This window comes from Sodalis sp. RH15 (assembly GCF_047324255.1).
GTDB classification, from domain to species: domain Bacteria; phylum Pseudomonadota; class Gammaproteobacteria; order Enterobacterales; family Enterobacteriaceae; genus Acerihabitans; species Acerihabitans ligni.
On sequence record NZ_CP178738.1, the window covers coordinates 886,246 to 908,217 of the forward strand.

Here is a 21,972-nt window from a genome sequence, read left to right on the forward strand (position 1 = left end):
AAGCCCGCTGCGCGCGGGCTACCGGCCTCAATGAAGTATCTGCGACAGAAACGCGCGGGTGCGCTCGGATTTAGGCTGGGTAAAGAATTCGTCCGGCGGGGCTTGTTCGACGATCTCCCCGCGATCCATAAAGATCACCCGGTCGGCCACCGTGCGGGCAAAGCCCATTTCATGGGTAACGCACAGCATGGTCATACCGTCGTTGGCCAGGCCAATCATGGTATCCAGCACTTCTTTCACCATTTCCGGGTCCAGCGCCGAGGTAGGCTCATCGAACAGCATGATTTTCGGCTTCATGCACAACGAGCGGGCTATGGCTACCCGCTGCTGCTGACCGCCGGAAAGCTGGCCGGGAAACTTATTGGCGTGCTCGACGATGTGTACCCGCTGCAGATAATGCATGGCCAGCTCTTCGGCTTCTTTTTTCGGCATTTTGCGCACCCAGATCGGCGCCAGGGTGCAATTCTGCAGCACCGTCAGGTGTGGAAACAGGTTAAAATGCTGGAACACCATGCCCACTTCGGTACGCACCCGTTCGATATTGCGCAGATCGTCATCCAGCAGGGTACCGTCAACCACTATAGTTCCCTGCTGATGCTCTTCCAGATGATTGATGCACCTGATGGTGGTGGACTTTCCTGAACCGGAAGGACCGCACAACACGATACGTTCGCCGGATTTCACCTGTAGATTGATGTCTTTCAGCACATGGAACTGGCCGAACCATTTATTGACGTTTTCCAGCGTAATCATCAATCGTTCGTTTGGGTTGGCGTTATTGTCGCTCATGGGTTACCTCAATGCGTGGAAGAATGCCCGGTATGAAAACGCCTTTCCAAATGCTGGCTATAGCGGGACATGCCAAAACAGAAAATCCAGTAGACGAGCGCGGCAAAGACGTATCCTTCCGTGGACATTCCCAGCCAGGCCGGGTCAACCGTGGCCTGTTGAACGCTACTGAACAAATCGAACAAACCGATAATAACCACCAGACTGGTATCTTTGAACAGTTCGATAATGGTGTTGACCAGACTGGGGATGACCATTTTCAGCGCCTGGGGCAAAATAACCAATCCCTGGGTTTTCCAATAACCCAGGGCCAGGGATTCCGCCGCTTCATACTGTCCCTTCGGCAACGCCTGCAAACCGCCGCGCACCACTTCCGCCACATAGGCGGACTGGAACATGATAACGCCCACCAGTGCGCGGATAAGCTTATCGATATTGGTGCCTTCCGACAGGAACAGCGGCAGCATCACCGAGGACATAAACAGGACGGTAATCAGCGGTACGCCGCGCCACAGCTCGATAAAAACAATGGAAAACCACTTCACCACCGGCATTTTCGACCGGCGGCCAAGGGCCAGCAGCACGCCTAGGGGCAAGGCGCCGGCGATACCCACCGAGGCGATAATCAGAGTCAAGGTCAAGCCGCCCCACTGGCGGGTTTCAACCCGGCTGAGGCCGAAAAAGCCGCCGTACAGCATGATCCAGGTAAAAAGCGGGAATGCCACCACCCAGCAGACGATGTAACGGCCGCGGCGGGGCATGGCTTTCCAGAATATCGGTATCAGGCTCAGAAGCCCTACCACCAGGGTAAGATTGATGCGCCAGCGCTGATCGATAGGATATAAACCGTACATGAACTGGCCGAAGCGAGCGTGGATAAACACCCAGCATGCGCCGTCACGGGTACAGTCGCTACGGGTCGCGCCGGTCCAGTTGGCCTGGAATATCAACCAGTTCAGCAACGGCGGTACCACCACCCAAAGCAGCCAGAGACAGAACAGTGTCAGAATGCTGTTGGTAACGCTGGAAAACAGGTTTTGCCGTATCCAGAACAGGGCCAGGCCCAGCCGGCTACGCGTCGGGGTTGCTACGGGTTCATGGGGAGTTAATGTCATGGTCATGGATTTCCCTTAGCGCTCAACCAATGCTTTACGCCGGTTATAAAGGTTCATCAAGAACGAAATCAGCAGGCTGATAATCAAATAAACCGACATGGTGATGGCGATGGTTTCGATTGCCTGCCCGGTTTGGTTCAATACCGTACCGGCAAAGAGAGACACCATATCCGGGTAACCGATGGCGGCCGCCAGCGAAGAGTTTTTTACAATGTTTAAATACTGGCTGGTGAGCGGCGGAATGATCACCCGCAGCGCCTGCGGCAAAATGACCTGGTTTAGCGTGACGGGATTTGGTAATCCCAGCGATCGGGCCGCTTCATGCTGGCCATAGGGAACCGACTGAATGCCGGCGCGGATGATCTCGGCGATAAAACTCGAGGTGTAAATGGACAGCGCCAGCGTCAGGGCCGCCAGTTCGGGAATCAGCGCCATACCGCCGCGGAAGTTGAAGCCCCTGAGCGCAGGGACATCCCAATGAAGGGCATCGCCGAAAATAAACTGCGCCAGTGCCGGCAGGCCCAGGATAAGTATGATAATCCACGGCCAGCTGCGCCGCAGTTCGCCTGTGGCCATCTGATGCCGGCGGTTGAACCGGTAAAGCACCAGCGAGACCGCAACGGCTATCACTACGGCCAACAGTGTGGGAATGGCGCCAGTGCCGGCGAGCGGCATGGGCATATAGAGGCCGCGATTGCTGAGGAAAATCATATCAAAGGCGTTGATTGACTGGCGGGGGCCGGGCAGATTACGCAGTACGGCGAAATACCAGAAAAATATCTGCAGCAACAGCGGAATGTTACGGAAAGTTTCGACATAGATGGTGGAAAGTTTGCGTAACAGCCAGTTATCGGACAGCCTCGCCAGCCCGAGGAAAAATCCGAGGATTGACGCAAAAACGATCCCCAGCGCGGAAACCAGCAGGGTATTGAGCAAACCGATAATAAAGACTCGCCCGTAAGTATCGCCATCCTGAAAAGAAATCAGATGTTGTATGATGCCGAAACCAGCGGCGTCGTTGAGAAACCCAAAACCGGAAGTGATGCCGCGATGATGTAAATTGGTCAGGGTATTGTGCAGAATGTAGCCGACAAATGAAAATAACACCACGACCGCGAGGATCTGATAAACCCAGGCGCGTACCGCAGGGTTTGTCAAGGAAAATGCGCCTTTTGCAGTTTGGCGTTGTTGCATGTGGAAAGCCCCGAAAATAAATCTGATGGAAAAACACTGGCGCCATGCGCCAGTGTTCCCGCCTATTGACAGTTTTAATTAACGTACGGGCGGGGCGTATTGGATACCGCCCTGATTCCATAAGGCATTCAAGCCGCGTTTGATTTTCAGTTCGCTACCCTGGCCGACGTTACGTTCAAAACTTTCGCCGTAGTTGCCCACTTGCTTGACAATCTTGTATGCCCAATCGTTTGGCAGTTTCAACTGTTCGCCGAAGTTGCCTTCTTTACCCAGTAGATGGGCCATATCGGGATTGGTGGGGGTGGCGAGCATCTGATCGACGTTCTTGGAGTTGACGCCCATTTCTTCCGCGTCCAGCATGGCGTACAGCGACCATTTCACAATGGCGAACCAGTCATCATCGCCGCGGCGGACCACCGGGCCTAAAGGTTCTTTGGAGATCACTTCCGGCAGGACCACATAATCATCGGGTTTACCCAGTTTGATGCGCAGCGCATAAAGCTGCGACTGATCGGAAGAGAGCGTATCGCAGCGGCCGGATTCCAGCGCCTTGGCCGTTTCGTCGGAGCGGTCGAATGTCAGCGGGGTATACTGCATTTTATTGGCTTTAAAGTAATCGGCGACATTCAGCTCGGTATCGGTACCGGACTGCAGACATACGGTTGCGCCATCCAGATCTTTGGCGCTTTTCAGCCCGGCTTTCTTTTTGGTCAAAAAGCCGATGCCGTCATAATAGTTGACGCCGGCAAACACAATGCCCATGGACGCATCGCGGGAAGAGGTCCAGGTGGTATTACGTGAGAGCACATCCACCTCGCCCGATTGCAGCGCGGTGAAACGCTCTTTGGCAGTCAGGGGAGTGTATTTAACTTTGCTGTCATCACCAAAAACGGCAGAAGCAACGGCCCGGCAAACGTCCACGTCCACGCCGGTAAACTTGCCGCTGGCGTCAGCGTAGGAAAAGCCCGGCAAACCGTCGCTGATGCCGCATTGTACGAAACCTTTTTTCTTAACCGCATCCAAAGTCGTGCCCGCATGTGCCTGGTTAGCTATCGCAAAGAGGGTTGCTGCGGCGGCTAACGCGGAAATCATAATTTTTTTCATAAAGCATCCTGTGAGGCCGAAAATAAAGCTAATGGTTTGATGCACTTTTGCCGCGCATCTGTCCTGTCAATGGCATATCGCCAGTATCCTCATAGCAAAGGGGATGCCAATTCGGCAATCGCATGTCTGCCGCGACATCACGGGTGTTTGGGACATGGGAACAGGCCTTTATGGGGCAAGCGAGCACTTATTTGGTGCAATGGCGGCGCCAATGCACCACTTTACGGCAATGAGTTCCATTATATGGGAATGTTGTTCACATTTTGCGCAATATGCAATTTGAGCGGCACTTTTGATAGCGCTTGTGATGGCAATGCGGGATAACGCTTGCATCCGAGGCGTCGATATGAGTTAATAGTGTCAACGGTTTGTAGCGCAGACCTATTTATGAAAGCCATTTTAGTAAAGTTGTTCTAGTAAAAGCGATAGTCTACCATCACTTCTTCGACGAATTTCCTTCTTAAGTGCCACCATAAGTAATCCCTGATAAACAGACCTCATCGCCACAATGTGGCACAAATAATTATGAAGGAAGTATCTATGTCTGACAAAGTGAAAGGTTTAGTAAAATGGTTCGACGCTGGTAAAGGTTTTGGTTTTATCACTCCTGAAGACGGCAGCAAAGATGTATTCGTACATTTTTCCGCTATCCAGAGCAATGATTTCAAAACGTTAGACGAAGGTCAACGTGTAGAATTCACGATCGAAAAAGGCCAGAAAGGCCCGTCTGCTGCGAACGTTGTCGCACTGTAAGTCCCGCTATTGTCAGTACCCGCTTGGCCAGCGCGGACGTTTAGTCTGCACGCTGTGACCCTATAGCAGTTACCTGATAGCAAAATTTAAGACCCTGACTTCTGTCGGGGTTTTTTTATTTGAAAACCGACATGATTTTGTTATCCGTTAAACGCCCTCACCCACTTATCGCCATGATCGGTTATAAAAAAATCATAATAAGATATGGAATATTATCAATGTTGACATTAATTGAAAATTTAATTCTAATCAATACTCGTTTTGCTTATAAAATAACTTATTTTAATTAAAAAGAGTTAATATTGGTGAATATTAATGAGTATAACAAACTTTTTTTATAGAAAAAATATCGGCGAATACAATAATCATAAAAATCAAAAAGCACCTTCTCATCAACAACAGCAGTTATTTATCAACCGTTTGTCTGAGATGCCTGCTCATAGGGCCAGATATGATAATGCATCGCTATGGTTAAAAATAATATTATTGCTCACCAATGCCGCTCAACTGTCTCAAGGAGCCTCATTGTCGGCCAGTACGATTTCAAAACAGTTATATTTAAATGAAAGTAATGATTTGCCCATTCCTAAAAAACTTATTGCCATAGTCAATGTCAAAAATAATCCCACTGCTATCATACCAAAACAGCATTCAATCTATTATTATAGCGTCGACAATAAAGATGAAAAACATTTAACCTCTGAGCGGTTAAACCGTCGTAAAAAAAAGAGTCACGTCAAGGCAGGTCACAGAAATAAAATAATTTTAGATAACGGAGTTCGCAAATCCAAAAGTGATGTCGATGGCTTGAGAAAAATTGATATGGATTTAAAGCCTGCATTAACGGTTTCCAATAGTTTTAAGTATTTTAATAAATACGAGTCGATTAAGACGTTCTTAAACGCTTATAAAAATAACTACCCTAATCTGTTTAAAGTGGCAGCTGATGAAATCAAAAAAGCGATAATCAAGAAAACCGGTTTGTCTCTCGACCCTGATAAAATCTATTTTCATCGGTTCACATCGGCGCAGAATGATCCCGCCTCGGTGACCGGGTGGCGCCATGATAGCACCACAGCCATAGAGTCAAGGACGTTGACTGAGTGTGTGCTGTACAACTTCTCTGCAGATGCTCGTGACAATATGGATGTTGTCGATCAGATGACGGGTATTTATAACGCTTCAACCTTACCCACAGGATGCTTTGGCGGCGAGAATCAGGTGCCGATCAAACCTTCCACCGTGGCTAATCTTATCATAGAGATGGATTTTTTTAATTTATATATATATAAATTGAATAAATATTGGCAGTCGGATATTCCGGAATATATCTTTTTAGCCCAATTTCTTTTAGAAATAAGCCAGCCAACGCAATCTAATAAAAAGTATGCCGGCTTATTTCTACAGGCTTTTGGTCTTGTTCCCCAGATGAAAACCGCCATAAAAAAATATTTATTCGACATTAATGGTTTTAAGTCTACTGATATCATTATATTTAGTTTTGATGATTCTCAACATTACGGTATGTATGTACCAGAGAAGCCTGGGGGGATTTTTTACTTTCACACGCTTGAAACCATGAAAACATGGTTCTTAAAAAGTTGCATGGAAAAAGGGAGTCGTGAAATTATTGCCGGCCATTTTTCAATTGACACCAGGCAGGAAGGAATTCTTCTTGATGGAGTCAATAGCTGGCTTGATTTTTTTGGAGAAGATGCCGATGCGATAAACTACTTGGATAGGATCTGGTGGAGACGTGATGAAATCACGGATGATTTAGTTCGGTTTATCGTTATGCAACAGAAAAACAGGGCATTGAGCGACGCGGACAGTCTGATTAAATCCAATGCGGAGGTGCGAAGGGATATGGCTATAAAATATTTTTCCATTATGAATATGCTTTTGCCTAATCCTGTTACTCCCTTTATTTCCTTGGGGCTGGACATTGACAAAATGGTCAATGGCGATGATGAGCCAGAAAGAAAAGAGGCGGCACGCTTGGTGCTGGGCGATGGTATAAACGTGGCGCTAATCGCCATGGGAGGACTGCTGGAGGGAAGGATGTCCATTGCTTATAATGAAGGCGCTGAGTTTCGGTTTGGGGGTATGCCGGTATCGGAGCAGCTGAAAAATGAAATGTATCATATTGATTCAGCCGGGCCTCAAACATCAGGGAAGGCTTTTTCGTTTGAAAAAAACTTTTTGTACTCAATCCGCGATGAGATAAATGATAAAATAACTTTTCATAAAAATGTCTTAACAAATATTGATAAACTCGATATCAAAGGAGTGAATATATCAACTTCAGCATTATCCAAAATCAATAACTTCGGTATTTTTCATGATGCAGTGGGCGATCAGTACCTCAAGATTAAAAACGCGGTTTATCAAATAAAACCTGCCGGACATCCAGGTTATTATTTCCTTGGTGAAAAAAATAATATTGGCATCATCTTTAATAAGAAATTAAATCGATATCGGTTAATTGACTTGGAAAAGCTGCGCCTAACTGATCCCATTCCTTGTAAGACAACAAGGTCAATCAGCATAGTGGGTAACCGCCTTTGCCTCCCGCAATTTTCCCCGCAGGTAAGGCGGATTTTAGCCAGGCACATAGAAATAAATCCTTTATATGATTATAACGAATCTGCTATTGTATATGATAGGGATGGGAATTTTTTTAGAGATAGAGCTAATAATCAGAAATATATACTTTTCTCTAATAGATACTTTCCTGTTGAAGATATTGAGAATGGTTTTGTTATATACAAACCAGGGGAGCATGGGCATGGGGATAAGCTGACTCGGGTTTATTTCAGTCTCGATAATAAACCGTCTTACCTGATTACTCGCATGGAACGCATTGGAGAAATATTCAGTCAGGCGCTGATCAAGCCTGATCTATTAAAGATGAGAAATACACGGCCTCTGAACGCTCATGAGACGCAAGCGTTGGCAGACTTTCAATACAAGAATATGCGACAAGTTAATGAGGCTTTGCATAAGCGCGTGTCTACCAGGCATCGCCCGGTGGTTATTGACTCGGATGTTTTGCGACAAATAGAAAATATCCATTCCGCCTTGGCTAAGATGAAACCAGCGCAATGCACCGTAGTAAAAATCGGCAGAATGCAAAAAAGTGATTTTCTCAAACTTAAACCTAACGATGTGTTTATGGCTGAGAGCTTTATGCTGGCCGGTCTTAAAAAACCAGTGGGGAAAGATATAAACTTGTATTGGAACTCTGAGGAAATACCGGTTGAATTTTCCGTACAGCTTAAAAACAGAGGATATCCTATCAATTTACATGTCGGGGATGTCTCGGACATTGCTATTCTGGTAAAGGATAAAACCTTTTTCAGGACCACTGATATACAAGGGCTCAAGGTAAGCTTGAAGGAAATTTCTTCATATGATGTAAGAAAGTATACTTCGAGCCTCAATGAGATACGGTCACTTAATGTTGATGTTTCCCATGATGGCATAGACAGTTTAAAGAAAGAAGTGCATCTCATGCAGGGATTACTCAAGAATAAATATTCCAGCTTACATAATGCGCCTGAGTATATGGAAAAATATTCAAAACTGCTGTACGGTCTGGCGGAAAAACAGATTTACTCTTCCGCCCTGGAAGAATACACCGAGGCCGGCAGCGATTTTATCAATGACTGGCTGCGGTTCGGCACCCGGTCCAAGGATACGGCAATTTTATCAGCTGATGAAGAGGCGGCCGAGCTGCTGTCCGACTATGACAAAATGCATGATTTCAATGGTTACGCCTTTCGAGTAGCTGAATATCCCCGCGGCGTTTACGGCCAGGCGGTGCAGGAGGGCGACATTGTGGCGGATAAGGGGTTTATGTCTGCCTCCGCGTTGCCCGTTAACTGCGTGGGCTGGAAAGAGGGCTGGACCAGGCAGTTTTCCAAAACCAGGGGGGATCAGATAATCGTCATATTCGATAAAAATGTGCCTAAAAAAATCGCCGGCACCGGTTTCCTTATCGATCACATCCTGGTAAAACCACGCACTCCGCTGAACGTGGTCAGTATTACACCGGCCGATGATCTCAAGGGCAACCCGGTCCTTATCGTTAGTGTCAGCCGCGCCAAAAGCGCCCGGCGCATTAAGGATATATTCACCGGCAAGGTAATAATCTGATATTTGCCGGACTAGGGTTTTATCGGATAAGTAGAGATGATTTCCAGCATACCGTTTATGACAAACTGTACGCCCATACAGACCAGCAAAAATCCCATCACCCGGCAGACTGCCTCGATGCCGCTTTCCCCTATCAGGCGCATGATGGCGCCGGAACTGAGCAAACATCCCCACAAGATGAGGCTGATGCAAAGAAAAATAAGCACCGGTGCGACGGTAATGACCCAGGGTGAGAAATAAACCGAGTCTTTTACGGTGGAGACCGAACTGATAATCATGGCGATAGTGCCGGGGCCGGCGGTGCTGGGCATGGCCAGCGGGACGAAGGCAATGTTGGGGGCGGGGTGGTGGTGTATTCCGTCGCCGGGCTGCAACTGGTCATCGGACTCATCTTTCTGCTGCGGGAACAGCATGCGAAAACCGATAAAAGCGACGATAAGGCCGCCGGCAATGCGCAGGCCGGGTATAGAGATGCCGAAGGTATTCATCACCACCGTGCCGGCATAATACGCCGTCATCATGATGATAAAGACATACACCGAGGCCATGAGCGATTGCCGTCTCCGCTCCTCCTGGCTCATGTGTTTGCCCAGGGCCAGAAATAATGCCACGGTTGTCAAAGGATTGGCCAGCGGCAACAGCACCAGCAAGCCTAAGCCTATCGCCCTGAAGAGTTCGCCCATAGTATTTAATTTCCTTATTAAAAAAGCGCTAACGGTCTCCCGTTAACGCTTTTATTATTAATAAGTTAAGTTACAGTATCAATTCATACCGTACTTTTTCAATTTCTTACGCAGCGTGCCGCGGTTGATACCCATCATCAGGGCCGCGCGGGTTTGATTACCGCGGGTATATTGCATGACCATGTCCAACAGTGGCTGTTCCACCTCAGCCAGCACCAGCTCATACAAATCATTAACATCCTGACCATTTAATTGAGCAAAATAGTTCTTCAGTGCTTGTTTCACCGAGTCCCGCAGCGGTTTTTTTGTTACCTGATCCTGAGAGTTAACGGTGGAAACGGTCAGTACGTCAGAATTTTCGCGTTGTTCGAACATAGTTCTGTCAGCTCTTTTTTCAATTACGCAAGATTTTCAAAATATGCCTCCAACGCCTCCAGCTGTTCGCCGGCATCCTCTATGGCGTTGAATGTGCGCCTAAACTGGTTGTCGGGGGCATGCTCCTGTAAGTACCAGGAAACGTGCTTTCGAGCAATGCGGAATCCTTTGCCTGGACCATAAAAGTCGTGCAATTCCCGTATATGTTCTATCAGCAAACGCTTTACCTCGCCTAACGGCAGCGGCGGCAGCGTTTCCCCCGTATCCAGATAATGCTGGATTTCCCGGAAGATCCAGGGTCTTCCCTGAGCGGCGCGTCCTATCATCAGGGCGTCGGCCCCGGTGTAGTCCAATACCGCTCTGGCTTTATGCGGGTCAGTGATGTCGCCATTCGCGATAACCGGAATGGCGACAGACTGCTTAACTGCCCGAATACTGTCGTACTCCGCGTGACCGTTAAACAAACAGGCGCGGGTGCGGCCATGAATCGTGATGGCCTGTATACCACAATTTTCGGCCAATTGGGCAATTTCTACACAGTTACGGTGTTCCGGCGACCAGCCCGTGCGTATTTTCAGCATGACCGGCACGTCTACCGACTTGACCACGGATAACAGGATCTGTTTCACCAGATCCGGAAACTGCAGCAAGGCGGAACCCGCCATTTTCCGGTTCACTTTTTTAGCGGGACAACCCATGTTGATATCAATCAGCTGCGCGCCGTTCGCCACGTTAATGACGGCGGCGGCAGCCATATCCACAGGGCAGCACCCGGCAATCTGCACGGCCCGGATACCGGGCTCATCACTATGTACCATACGCAGACGCGACTTATCCGTGCGCCATACCTCAGGATTAGAGGAAAGCATCTCGGAAAACGTCAATCCGGCCCCCATTGCATGACAAAGCGCTCTGAATGGCCGATCTGTCACACCGGCCATCGGAGCGGCCATCAGGCAATTATCGAGCTGAAGCTGTCCAATACGCATAGACAAAGAGTGACCATACTGTGTCCGCAAGGGCGCGTATATTACGCATTTTTTTCGTCAGATGAAAGGCCAAACTTTGAACAATCCTGTGCTATAGATCAATGAAAATGTTCATAGGATGGCCTGCGTGACTATTTTTTTATAAATTACAAAGGGTTATTCTCATAAACACCTTTTGTGCGGTGGAAATTTTTTCACCAACAACTCATTTCTGTCGCGACGGAGGCTGGGGCCGGGCCCGGCCTTTGCCTCATTCGCGGCGGCGACCGGTTAACCGGCACCATTCCTCTTTCTCCGCCACGGGGTCCAGCAGGAAAGCGTCGGCATAGGCCGCCGCAACGCCCTCCGCCTGGCTGGCGAGAATGCCGGACAAACCGATAACACCGCCTTTTTTTTCCGGCAAGGCGCAGAGCAGCGGGGCCAGCTCACGCAGCGGCCCGGCCAGGATATTCGCCACCACCACATCGGCGCGCAGGTTGTCGGGCTTGTCCTGGGATAAAAACAGGGTGAGGCGCTCTTCCACCCCGTTACGGCGGGCATTGTCCCGGCTTGCCTGAATGGCCTGCGGGTCGATATCGATACCGATGGCGCGGGCCGCGCCCAGTTTCAGCGCCGCGATGGCCAGGATACCGGAGCCGCAGCCGAAATCGATAAGGGTCTTGCCGGCGAGATCGAGCCCGTCCAGCCATTGCAGGCAGAGGGCGGTGGTAGGGTGGGTGCCGGTGCCGAAGGCGAGGCCGGGATCAAGCATGACGTTTACCGCGCCGGCGTCGGGCACCGGTCGCCAGCTAGGGCAAATCCATAGCCGGCGGCCGAATCGCATGGGATGGAAGTTATCCATCCATTCCCGCTCCCAATCTTTATCCTCAAGCTGTTCGATTTTGTGGGTAAAACCCTCTCCCAGCAGCGGATGGCCCGCCAAGGCCTCTATTACCGCCGCCATATCGGCGTCGGCGGCAAACAGGCCTATGACATCGGTATCGCCCCATAAACGCGTCTCGCCCGGCAGCGGCTCGAAAACCGGGTTGTCGTGCGTATCCTGAAAGGTGATCGAGACCGCGCCGTATTCCATTAGCGCGTCGCTCAGGGTTTCCGCGTCGGCGCCGGTGGTATTGATCTTAAGTTGAATCCAGGGCATGGCTGCTCCGATAAAAAAGTGAATGGCCGGCCGGTTCCGCCTTGCCGCTATGTTTAAAAGGTCACAGACCGGCCTGTTCCGCCTGGCGGCCCGTTTTGCCGAACCTGTTGCCCGCCACAAAGGCCAGCAGGCTCAGCAGCAGCGAGGGCACAATGGGATGAAAACCGCCGGGTTGTATATTAAGCGTGGCCAGCACGGCGTAACAGACGCCGCCGCATATCATAGAACTTAGCGCACCGGCGGCGTTGGCGCGTTCCCAGTAAAGACCCAGCACCAGCGGCCAGAGAAATACCGCTTCAAGGCCGCCGAACGCCAACAGGTTCAGCCAGATGATCATTTCCGGCGGGCGCCAGGCGGCCAGCAGCAGCAGCAGGCCGAGAATAAGCGTTACCGTGCCGGACATTCTGGTGAGCAGGCGTTGGTTGCCGGCCTGATGCGGGCGCAGGCTGAGGTAGAGATCCTTGACGATCGTCGCGGAGGATTGCAGCAGCTGCGCATTGATGGTTGACATAATGGCCGCCAGCGGCGCCGCCAGGAAGATGCCGGCCACAAACGGCGGCAGTACGGTGATCATCAGCGTCGGGATGACCTGATCGGGGATCTTCAGGTCGGGAAGGATCGCCCGTCCCAGCGCCCCCGCCAGATGCATGCCGAGCATCAATACGCCGATCACCAGAGTGCCGATGATAATACCGCGGTGCACCGCTTTGCTGTCCCGGTAGGAAATACAGCGTACCGCGGTATGGGGCAGGCCGATTACCCCGAAACAGACCAGGATCCAGAACGACGCCATAAACGGCGGCGACAGAATATGATCCACCCCGCTGGGGGCGGTGAGCGCCGGCTGGATTTGGTGCAGTTTGGTCACTGCCGCGGACAGGCCGCCGGCGGCGTGAATGACGCCGTACAGCAGAACAAACGTACCCAGCAGCATCACCAGCCCTTGAAAGGCATCGTTGAGCACGCTGGCGCGAAAGCCGCCGAAGGCGGTATAGAGCGCGATGGTCACGCCGAAAATCAGCAGACCGGTATCATAGGGTATGCCGGCGGCGGTCTCCAGTAGGCGCGCGCCGCCGATAAACTGGACCGTCATGGCGCCGATAAACGCCACCAGCAGGCTTATGCTGGCCAGCCAGACCAGCAGCGGACTGTTATAACGGGCCAGCAGCGTATCGTTCAGGGTCACCGCGTTATAGCGCCGGGCCAGGATGGCGAATTTTTTTCCCAGCACGCCCAGGGAGAGCCAGACGGTGGGCACCTGGATCATGGCCAGCAGCACCCAGCCGAGGCCGTATTTGTAAGCGGCGCCCGGCCCGCCGATAAACGAGCTGGCGCTGATATAGGTGGCGGTAAGGGTCATCGCCAGCACGAAGCCGCCCATGGAGCGGTTGCCCAGGAAATATTCGTTGAGGAAGTCGCCTTTCCGGCGGCGGCGGTAAGCATAGACGGAGAGGATAAATACCAGCGCCAGATAAGCTATCAGGGGGATGACAACCTTAGTTTGCATCGTTATCCTCCAGCGGTATATCGCGATAGATAAAGCGCACCATAAGGCAGCAGAGCAGCAGGAACAGCAACGGCACCCATAGGCAGGCCATTTCGAACCAGTGGGGTAGGCCGGTAATGCCCTGCTTATCGTCCGGCAGGTAGGCGGCCAGCAGCCAGGCAATCAGGTAAGCCACCGCCAGGCCGAACGCCCAGCGGGCTTCGCGGTGAGCCTGCCCAAATCGTTTATCCATGATGTTTATGCCGATAGAAGTCATAAAATAGGCCGGTAAGAACCGGCCTGTTTCGCCTACATAGCGTCCTGCCCCGCCTCTTTAACTCCGGGATCGTTTTTCAACGAGGTAAGACATATAATCTATTGTTAATACTGTTATTTTTCCTGCAGGCCAAGTTTTTTCTCCAGATAATGGATATTGGTGCCGCCGTGCTGGAAGTTTTCGTCATTCATGATTCTGAGCTGCAAATCGATATTGGTCTTGATGCCGTCGATAATCAGCTCCGCCAGGGCATTTTTCATGCGCGCGATAGCCACGTCGCGGTTTTCGCCGTAACAAATCAGCTTGCCGATCATGGAATCATAATAAGGCGGTACGGTATAGCCGCCGTAAATATGCGATTCCCAGCGGACGCCGAAACCGCCCGGCGCATGAAAACGGGTGATCTTGCCCGGGTTGGGCATAAAGGTGTTGGGGTCTTCGGCATTGATACGGCATTCCACCGCATGGCCGCGCACCACCACTTCTTCCTGCTTGATGGACAACGGCTGGCCGGCGGCCACCCGCAGCTGCTCTTTGATGAGATCAATGCCGGTGATCATCTCGGTCACCGGATGCTCCACCTGGATACGGGTGTTCATTTCAATAAAGAAAAACTCGCCGTTTTCATACAGGAACTCAAAGGTACCGGCGCCGCGGTAACCGATGTCCCGGCAGGCCTTGGAGCAGCGTTCGCCGATGTAATGGCGCATGGCTTCGGTAATGCCCGGCGCGGGCGCTTCTTCCACGACCTTCTGGTGGCGGCGCTGCATGGAGCAGTCGCGCTCCGCCAGGTAAATGGCGTTGCCCTGGCCGTCCGCCAGCACCTGGACCTCGATATGCCGGGGATTTTCCAGGTACTTTTCCATATAGACCATGTCGTTGCTGAACGCGGCCTTGGCTTCGGCGCGGGTCATGACGATGGAGGATTCCAGTTCATGGTCGCTGCGCACTACGCGCATGCCGCGACCGCCGCCGCCGCCGGAGGCTTTGATGATAACCGGATAACCGATGCGCTTGGCGATGGCGCGGTTTTTCTCCATATCATCCCCCACCGGCCCATCGGAGCCGGGCACACAGGGTACGCCGGCTTTTTTCATGGCGCTGATGGCGGAGACCTTATCACCCATTAATCGGATGGTTTCGGCGCGCGGTCCGATAAAGATAAATCCTGAACGTTCCACCTGTTCGGCGAAGTCGGCGTTTTCCGACAGAAAGCCGTAACCGGGGTGAATGGCCACGGCGCCGGTGATTTCCGCCGCTGAAATAATGGCCGGGATATTCAGATAGCTTTTTACGGAGGGGGGCGGCCCGATGCAAATGGTTTCATCCGCCAGCAGAACATGTTTAAGGTCGCGATCCACCGTGGAGTGTACCGCCACGGTTTTGATGCCTAATTCCTTGCATGCGCGCAAAATACGCAGCGCAATTTCACCACGATTGGCGATGACTATTTTATCTAGCATGTGGCGCCTCGTTATTCGATGACGACCAGCGGCTCGTCAAATTCAACCGGTTGACCGTTATCCAGCAAAATGGCTTTAACAACGCCGGCCTTATCGGATTCGATCTGGTTCATCATTTTCATCGCTTCGACAATGCATAATGTGTCGCCGACATTGACCTTCTGGCCGACTTCCACAAAAGGTTTGGCGTCCGGGCTCGGCGTGCGATAGAAGGTGCCCACCATCGGCGAGCGTACCAGATGGCCGCTCATGGTGGCGGGTACGGCGGATTCCGCCGCGGGCGCGGCGGCGGGAGCAGGGGCAATTGCCGGCGCCGCCTGCTGCTGCTGGGCGGGTATATACGCCTGTTGCATCATCGGATAGGCCTGCATCGCCGGGGCGCGGCTAATACGAACCGATTCTTCGCCTTCGGAGATTTCCAGCTCTGAAATGCCGGATTCTTCAACCAGTTCAATCAGTTTCTTGATCTTACGAATATCCATGAGTGGGTTCCATACACTAATTAATTGGATGCAGACAGCCGCTTAACCGCCGTCTGAAAAGCAAAATAATAACCGTCGGCGCCGAGGCCGCAGATAACGCCGACTGCAATATCGGAGAGATAGGAGTGATGGCGGAAAGGCTCACGCGCATGCACATTGGAAAGATGAATTTCAATAAACGGAATATCTACCGCCAGCAGCGCGTCCCGCAGGGCTACGCTTGTGTGGGTGAACGCCGCGGGATTGATGACGATGAAGTCGGTATTGCCACGGGCCTGATGGATACGTTCTATCAGGACATGCTCCGCATTGGATTGGAGATGGCTGAACGTAACGTCGTACTCCTTGGCCAGCGTATCGAGATGGCTGACAATATCCGCAAGGGTGGTTCGTCCGTATTTATCCGGCTCCCGCGTCCCCAACAAATTCAGATTGGGGCCGTTAAGAAGCAAAATGTGCAATTTATCCGCCATCGTGCCGCTATCTCCCGTTAATTGACGATACCCGGTAGAAAATAACCTTATGGTATCAATTTGTCATCTTTTTGCTGCAAAATTCGCCGCAAATTGCCGGCCGCTTTATACATTATAAAGATATCGCGGCTTTTAGCCGCTAAATGCTGGCGAAATCCGCGAAGTTTACCTTGGCGCCTGCCGCAAAGTGGAGAGCAAGATAGCGCATTTTGAACGGGGATAGAAATAAAAACTTATTGTTTCATGACCACCAATGGCGAAATTTTTTATAACGCAGAGCCAAAAGCACCGCCGCCCCTAGGGCATACATCAGGGGCAGCGGCGACAAAATTTTCACCGACCAAAGATAATGAATCGGGGCGAGGATCGCCACCACATAGATCAGGTTGTGCAGCGTTTGCCACCGGCCTTTCAATTTGCGCTGGGCGCGCTGGGTTGAGGTGACCGCCAGCGCCAATAATATGAACCAACTGACAATTCCCAGCGTCAGGTAGGGCCGGCTCACCAGTTCGCTGCCCAACAGGCCGAGATTATCGATGCCCAGCTCCAGCAGCGCATAACTGAGCAAATGCAGGGTGACCCAGGCAAAGCACCACAGGCCCAGCATGCGGCGGCAGCGGATCAGCAGCGGCTGGCGGCCGTAGCGGGCCAGCGGCGTCACCAGTAGAGAGGCCAGTAGCAGCTTAAGGGCTGTCCGCCCGGTGAAATGCTGGATATCCTTGGCCGGGTCGGCGCTGAAATCTCCTTGCAATACCGCATAAACCAGCCAGACCAACGGCAGAAACGCCGCCAGGTGCAGCAGGATTTTGAGCCAGAAAATGTGCTTGAGGGTCAATCGCACTTAAAAATTCTCCCGTAGATCCAGTCCGCGATAGAGTCCGGCCACCTGTCCGGCATAGCCGTTGAACAACAGGGTCGGCTGGCGCTTTACATCAAGGATGCCGCCGGAACCTATCACCCGCTCCGTTGCCTGGGACCAGCGCGGGTGATCCACATGGGGATTGACGTTGGCGTAGAAGCCATACTCGTTCGGCGCCGCGAGATTCCAGGTGGTGGGCGGCTGGTCGTGGGTCAGCCGGATACTGACTATGGATTTTATGCCCTTGAACCCGTATTTCCAGGGAGTGATCAATCTGATGGGGGCGCCGTTTTGCGGCGGCAGGGTTTTGCCGTAGACGCCCACCGTCATCAGCGCCAGGGGGTGCATGGCTTCGTCAAGGCGCAGCCCCTCAACATAAGGATAGGCCAGGCCGCCCCCCAGCAGGCTATCTTTTTCGCCGGGCAACTGGGAGGGATCGTCCAGCGTCTGGAACGCCACGAAACGCGCCTGGCCGGTGGGTTCCGCCAGTTTAAGCAGCTTTCCAAGCTCAAAGCCTATCCAGGGCACTACCATTGACCAGCCTTCAACGCAGCGCATCCGGTAAATCCGCTCTTCCAGGGGGAAACGCTTGAGGATATCGTCCATATCCAGGGTGACGGGTTTCGCCACTTCGCCGTCGATGCGCACCTTCCAGCCGTCGGTTTTTAAGCCGCCGGCATTATGTGACGGGTCGGATTTGTCCATGCCGAATTCATAAAAGTTATTATAGCCGGTGACTTTTTCCTCCGGCGTTAACGGCAGCCCGGCGTGCCACTGCGCCGGCTGGGTGAAGGTCAGGGCTTTGCCGGGCGGAGCCTTGGGCGGCTCGTGCCGTTTTATCCAGGAGGCGATATCCGCCCGGGCCTGAAACGGCAGACTCAGCGCAGCAGCGGTGAGCCCCAAGGCTTTCAATACTTTCCTGCGCTGGAAAAAGGCTTCTTCAGCGGTGACATCGGCGTCGCGCAATGCACGGTAACGGTTCATGACGGGCTCCACAGGATCAAACCACAGGCTTTCACATTATTTATAAGTATGATGCATAAAAATCATTTTCATTCCCGCTACGCTTCAACGTGCTGTCAACTCCCCCTCGCTGACTGACGATTTTGGGGGATTTATAAACGTATTGGCTAAAAATATGTCATTTTAAACCAACTACCGATACACTTATTTTGATTTGCAACCGGCGGTAAAGGCGGCGACGGGGACGGACATTGCGCCTTCCATCTTCCGGCTACGAGGGCGGCGACAGGTGATGTTGCGCTTTTCATACTCTGGTCGCAGATTAACCTCAGACTTTTATCGGGGCACAGGGATGCGATTGATAGTCAAACTCTCCGCAATGATGGCCTTATTGTGCTCGCTGGTGATGTTGTTGATGCTGTCGAGCAGCGCCTTAAGTTTTTTTTATCTTAATCAGCACCGCACCGATCGACAAATGGCGGCGCTGGCCTCGTCGCTGGATCAGGCGTTATTGACCGAGCCGCTGACCGCTCTTGACCATTGGTTGCCCTATGCGCTGAAAAGCACCGGCGTCGGCGGGCTGGAAATCCGGCAGGGAGAGAAGGTCCTGTACCGTTTCCCGCTGTCCGCCGAACCCGTGGCGCCCCCTTATGGTTACCGCCAGCGCCGGCTTGCGCTGGCTCACCGTCCGGACCTGCTGGTGACCGCGTCCTATCGGGCGGCGCCCCTGAGCGAGGGCCGTACTCTTGAGGTTACGGCGCCGGTGAGTATCGCCATTGTGCTGGCGGTATTATCCTTGCTGGCGGGATTCAACTGGCTGCGACGGCAAATCCAGCCCCAGGAGACCCTTGAGCACCGGGCCAAACGTATCATCCACGGCGAACGGGACAGCGTGCGGGAAAATGCCGGCGAGCCTCCTTCCCTGACCGGCAGCGCCATTGATCGTTTGCTGAGCGACCTGGCCCAGGCCCGCGAACAGCGCAGCCGGGTGGATATTCTTATCCGGGCTTTTGCCGCGCGGGATGCGAAAACCGGCCTGAGCAACCGGCTGTTTTTTGATAACCAGCTCGGGCTGCAATTGGAAGATAACCAGGAGATGGGCGCCCACGGCGTGGTCATGCTGCTGCGATCCACCGATGCGGATATCATGGAAGACCGGTCCGGCAACCCGCAAGACAACGGATTGCTGCACGCATTGATCAATCTTGTTTCAAGCTTTGTCATGCGCTATCCCAACGCCTTGCTGGCGCGCTATTTTCACGGCGATTTGGCGGTGCTGCTGCCCAACTGCTCCTTAAAGGAGGCGGAGTCCCTCGGGGCGCAAATCATCGGCGGGCTAAATACCCTGACGGCGTTGCCGGTACGGCAGCGGGATGATTTCCTGAATATCGGCATCTATCGCTACCGCAAGGGACAAACGGCGGTTGAGGTCATGGAATCCGTGGAGCGGGCCACCCGTGAAGCCGTTTTGCAAGGGGGGAATACCTGGTCGGTTTACGATAGCCGGGTGCCCGAGTCGGTGCGCGGCAATGTAAAGTGGCGAACCCTGCTTGAACGCACATTATCAGAAGACGGGCCGCGGTTATTTGCCAGGGAGGCCTATACTCGCGAGGGCCGTCTCGATCATCTGGTGATGATTAACCGCATTATCGAGGGCGGACAGACTGTGACCGCCGCCGAGTTTTTGCCGATGCTGCGACAATTGGGCCTGATTGAGCGCTACGATCGCCAGCAATTAAGCCGGATTATCCCCTTGCTGGCCCAATTGCCGGATCATGTGCTGGCTTTCAGCATCAGCATTGACTCGCTGCTGCGCCGCGGATTTCTGGTGTGGCTGCGCAATATGTTGATGCAATGCGAAAAATCCCGGCGCCAGCAAATTATGTTTGAACTTGTTGAGGCGGATCTGTGTCAACACTTGGTGTCGCTGCGTCCGGCGTTACGCTTGCTGACCGGGCTGGGCTGCCGTCTTGCCGTGGTGGAGGCGGGTTTGACCATCGTCAGCACCGCGTATATAACGGCGGTGCCCATCGCCATGATCAAGCTGCATCCCGGCCTGGTGAGGGATATCCACCGGCGATCGGAAAACCAGCTGTTTGTGCAAAGCCTGCCGGAAGCCTGTATCGGCACGTCGACACACGTTTTTGCCGCCGGCGTCAGAACGCGGTCGGAATGGCAAACGTTAACGGATCATGCCGTGGCGGGGGGGCAAGGGGACTTTTTTGCCCCGATTGCGTCGTTGGATGAGTTGGTAAAAAAATATTCACGCCATGATGCGTGATTAGTATAAAAGTTCGTGAAAAATTAACGTACAATACGCCCATTAACCGAAATGGTTAGTAGGCACTTACATTACCTGGGATCAGGTGGCCTGTCAGATTTTCTGCTTGGTGTTATCACCATCGACTGCAAGCAAGAGAATTTTTCTCACAGGAAGCCTGGCTTAAAACCGCGTCAGGGATTTCATCGGTGTGTGGGAATGTTAACGGGGACGTATTTTCATTGAAGTAGCGCCTTGTCGCTGCTTCTCGTGGTTGGTAAAGTAGGCGGATTTTATTTTCGCCCCAGCTTGCAGGATTATCCTTCAGTTATGTTTAAAAAATTTCGTGGCATGTTTTCCAACGACTTGTCCATCGACCTGGGTACAGCCAATACCCTGATTTATGTAAAAGGACAGGGCATTGTCCTGAATGAACCTTCCGTCGTCGCGATTCGACAGGATCGCGCCGGCTCGCCTAAAAGCGTTGCTGCCGTCGGCCATGAAGCCAAACAAATGCTGGGACGTACTCCCGGCAATATTGCGGCAATACGTCCGATGAAGGATGGTGTGATTGCCGATTTCTTCGTGACCGAAAAAATGCTGCAACACTTTATCAAGCAAGTTCACAGCAACAGCTTTATGCGTCCCAGTCCCCGCGTGCTGGTATGCGTTCCGGTGGGCGCCACCCAGGTTGAACGCCGCGCTATTCGCGAATCCGCCCAGGGCGCGGGCGCTCGCGAGGTTTTCCTGATAGAGGAACCCATGGCTGCGGCCATCGGCGCAGGCCTGCCGGTTTCCGAGGCCACCGGTTCGATGGTGGTGGATATCGGCGGCGGCACCACGGAAGTGGCGGTCATTTCCCTCAACGGCGTGGTGTATTCCTCTTCGGTGCGGATTGGCGGGGATCGCTTTGATGAAGCTATTATTAATTATGTTCGCCGCAATTACGGATCGCTTATCGGCGAAGCCACCGCGGAACGCATCAAGCATGAAATCGGCTCCGCTTATCCGGGGGACGAAGTCAGGGAAATCGAAGTACGCGGCCGCAATCTGGCCGAAGGGGTTCCCCGGGGTTTTACCCTGAACTCCAACGAAATCCTTGAGGCGTTGCAGGAGCCCCTTACCGGCATTGTCAGCGCGGTAATGGTGGCCCTTGAACAGTGTCCGCCGGAATTGGCGTCCGATATTTCCGAACGCGGCATGGTTTTGACCGGCGGCGGCGCGTTGTTGAGAAATCTCGATCGCCTGCTGATGGAAGAAACCGGCATACCCGTAGTGGTGGCGGAAGATCCTTTGACCTGCGTCGCTCGCGGCGGCGGCAAGGCATTGGAAATGATCGACATGCACGGCGGCGATTTGTTCAGCGAAGAATAACCTGCCTCGAAAAGGGGGGAACCAGCCGGGTGAACGC

General features: G+C 52.6%; 19 protein-coding genes. 4 read left to right on the forward strand and 15 right to left on the reverse strand.

Features of this window, described 5'->3' with window-relative positions:
* Nucleotides 1-27: 27 nt before the first annotated feature.
* From ACL2XO_RS04140 to ACL2XO_RS04155, 4 genes are all read right to left on the reverse strand, one after another.
* On the reverse strand, nt 28-789 hold the full coding sequence (locus ACL2XO_RS04140; RefSeq protein ID WP_132923617.1) for an amino acid ABC transporter ATP-binding protein: 762 nt from the start codon (nt 787-789) through the stop codon (nt 28-30).
* Between the two features lie 8 nt (nt 790-797).
* Nucleotides 798-1,904: an amino acid ABC transporter permease gene (locus tag ACL2XO_RS04145; protein ID WP_132927894.1), complete on the reverse strand. Its 1,107-nt coding sequence runs from the start codon at nt 1,902-1,904 to the stop codon at nt 798-800.
* A 15-nt stretch (nt 1,905-1,919) separates the two neighbouring features.
* Nucleotides 1,920-3,098 (reverse strand): amino acid ABC transporter permease, encoded by a 1,179-nt coding sequence (locus ACL2XO_RS04150; RefSeq protein WP_413742219.1) that lies wholly within the window; start codon nt 3,096-3,098, stop codon nt 1,920-1,922.
* Nucleotides 3,099-3,176: 78 nt separating this feature from the next.
* Nucleotides 3,177-4,202 carry an amino acid ABC transporter substrate-binding protein gene (locus ACL2XO_RS04155; protein ID WP_132923615.1) on the reverse strand — a complete coding sequence of 342 codons (1,026 nt, stop codon included), beginning with the start codon at nt 4,200-4,202 and terminating at the stop codon, nt 3,177-3,179.
* Between the two features lie 540 nt (nt 4,203-4,742).
* On the opposite strand from ACL2XO_RS04155, the gene cspE reads away from it, so the two are divergent.
* Together cspE and ACL2XO_RS04165 are read left to right on the forward strand one after the other, a co-directional pair.
* Nucleotides 4,743-4,955 (forward strand): transcription antiterminator/RNA stability regulator CspE, encoded by a 213-nt coding sequence (gene cspE, locus ACL2XO_RS04160; protein ID WP_132923614.1) that lies wholly within the window; start codon nt 4,743-4,745, stop codon nt 4,953-4,955.
* A gap of 315 nt (nt 4,956-5,270) precedes the next feature.
* Nucleotides 5,271-9,113 carry a dermonecrotic toxin domain-containing protein gene (locus ACL2XO_RS04165; protein WP_413742220.1) on the forward strand — a complete coding sequence of 1,281 codons (3,843 nt, stop codon included), beginning with the start codon at nt 5,271-5,273 and terminating at the stop codon, nt 9,111-9,113.
* A gap of 11 nt (nt 9,114-9,124) precedes the next feature.
* Here the strand turns inward: ACL2XO_RS04165 and ACL2XO_RS04170 are convergent, their stop codons facing one another.
* The 11 genes from ACL2XO_RS04170 to msrP all read right to left on the reverse strand — a co-directional run bounded on the left by ACL2XO_RS04170 (nt 9,125) and on the right by msrP (nt 18,322).
* On the reverse strand, nt 9,125-9,796 hold the full coding sequence (locus ACL2XO_RS04170) for a MarC family NAAT transporter (protein WP_132923612.1): 672 nt from the start codon (nt 9,794-9,796) through the stop codon (nt 9,125-9,127).
* A 78-nt stretch (nt 9,797-9,874) separates the two neighbouring features.
* Nucleotides 9,875-10,171: a DNA-binding transcriptional regulator Fis gene (fis, locus tag ACL2XO_RS04175; RefSeq protein WP_132923611.1), complete on the reverse strand. Its 297-nt coding sequence runs from the start codon at nt 10,169-10,171 to the stop codon at nt 9,875-9,877.
* A gap of 23 nt (nt 10,172-10,194) precedes the next feature.
* Entirely contained in the window at nt 10,195-11,160 is a 966-nt protein-coding gene (dusB, locus tag ACL2XO_RS04180; protein WP_132927893.1) for a tRNA dihydrouridine synthase DusB, read from the reverse strand.
* A 250-nt stretch (nt 11,161-11,410) separates the two neighbouring features.
* Complete coding sequence (gene prmA / locus ACL2XO_RS04185; protein ID WP_413742221.1) at nt 11,411-12,298, reverse strand: 50S ribosomal protein L11 methyltransferase; 888 nt, start codon at nt 12,296-12,298, stop codon at nt 11,411-11,413.
* Between the two features lie 61 nt (nt 12,299-12,359).
* The gene (gene panF, locus ACL2XO_RS04190; RefSeq protein ID WP_413742222.1) at nt 12,360-13,805 is read right to left on the reverse strand and encodes a sodium/pantothenate symporter; all 1,446 of its coding nucleotides are present in this window, start codon (nt 13,803-13,805) and stop codon (nt 12,360-12,362) included.
* Nucleotides 13,795-14,037, reverse strand: a complete 243-nt coding sequence (locus tag ACL2XO_RS04195; protein WP_132923608.1) for a YhdT family protein — start codon at nt 14,035-14,037, stop codon at nt 13,795-13,797. The genes panF and ACL2XO_RS04195 overlap by 11 nt, the downstream gene beginning before the upstream one ends.
* A gap of 137 nt (nt 14,038-14,174) precedes the next feature.
* Nucleotides 14,175-15,524 (reverse strand): acetyl-CoA carboxylase biotin carboxylase subunit, encoded by a 1,350-nt coding sequence (gene accC / locus ACL2XO_RS04200; protein ID WP_413726477.1) that lies wholly within the window; start codon nt 15,522-15,524, stop codon nt 14,175-14,177.
* A gap of 11 nt (nt 15,525-15,535) precedes the next feature.
* Nucleotides 15,536-16,006, reverse strand: a complete 471-nt coding sequence (accB, locus tag ACL2XO_RS04205; protein ID WP_132923606.1) for an acetyl-CoA carboxylase biotin carboxyl carrier protein — start codon at nt 16,004-16,006, stop codon at nt 15,536-15,538.
* 20 nt (nt 16,007-16,026) lie between these two features.
* Nucleotides 16,027-16,479, reverse strand: a complete 453-nt coding sequence (aroQ, locus tag ACL2XO_RS04210) for a type II 3-dehydroquinate dehydratase (RefSeq protein ID WP_413726478.1) — start codon at nt 16,477-16,479, stop codon at nt 16,027-16,029.
* A gap of 241 nt (nt 16,480-16,720) precedes the next feature.
* Nucleotides 16,721-17,320 carry a protein-methionine-sulfoxide reductase heme-binding subunit MsrQ gene (gene msrQ / locus ACL2XO_RS04215; RefSeq protein WP_203522922.1) on the reverse strand — a complete coding sequence of 200 codons (600 nt, stop codon included), beginning with the start codon at nt 17,318-17,320 and terminating at the stop codon, nt 16,721-16,723.
* Nucleotides 17,321-18,322 (reverse strand): protein-methionine-sulfoxide reductase catalytic subunit MsrP, encoded by a 1,002-nt coding sequence (msrP, locus tag ACL2XO_RS04220; protein WP_132923603.1) that lies wholly within the window; start codon nt 18,320-18,322, stop codon nt 17,321-17,323. It abuts the gene before it with no gap.
* 331 nt (nt 18,323-18,653) lie between these two features.
* Between msrP and csrD the strand changes: the two genes are divergently transcribed.
* Both csrD and mreB read left to right on the forward strand, forming a co-directional pair.
* Nucleotides 18,654-20,582: an RNase E specificity factor CsrD gene (csrD, locus tag ACL2XO_RS04225; RefSeq protein ID WP_413742223.1), complete on the forward strand. Its 1,929-nt coding sequence runs from the start codon at nt 18,654-18,656 to the stop codon at nt 20,580-20,582.
* Between the two features lie 309 nt (nt 20,583-20,891).
* The gene (mreB, locus tag ACL2XO_RS04230; RefSeq protein WP_004385136.1) at nt 20,892-21,935 is read left to right on the forward strand and encodes a rod shape-determining protein MreB; all 1,044 of its coding nucleotides are present in this window, start codon (nt 20,892-20,894) and stop codon (nt 21,933-21,935) included.
* Nucleotides 21,936-21,972 lie beyond the last annotated feature (37 nt).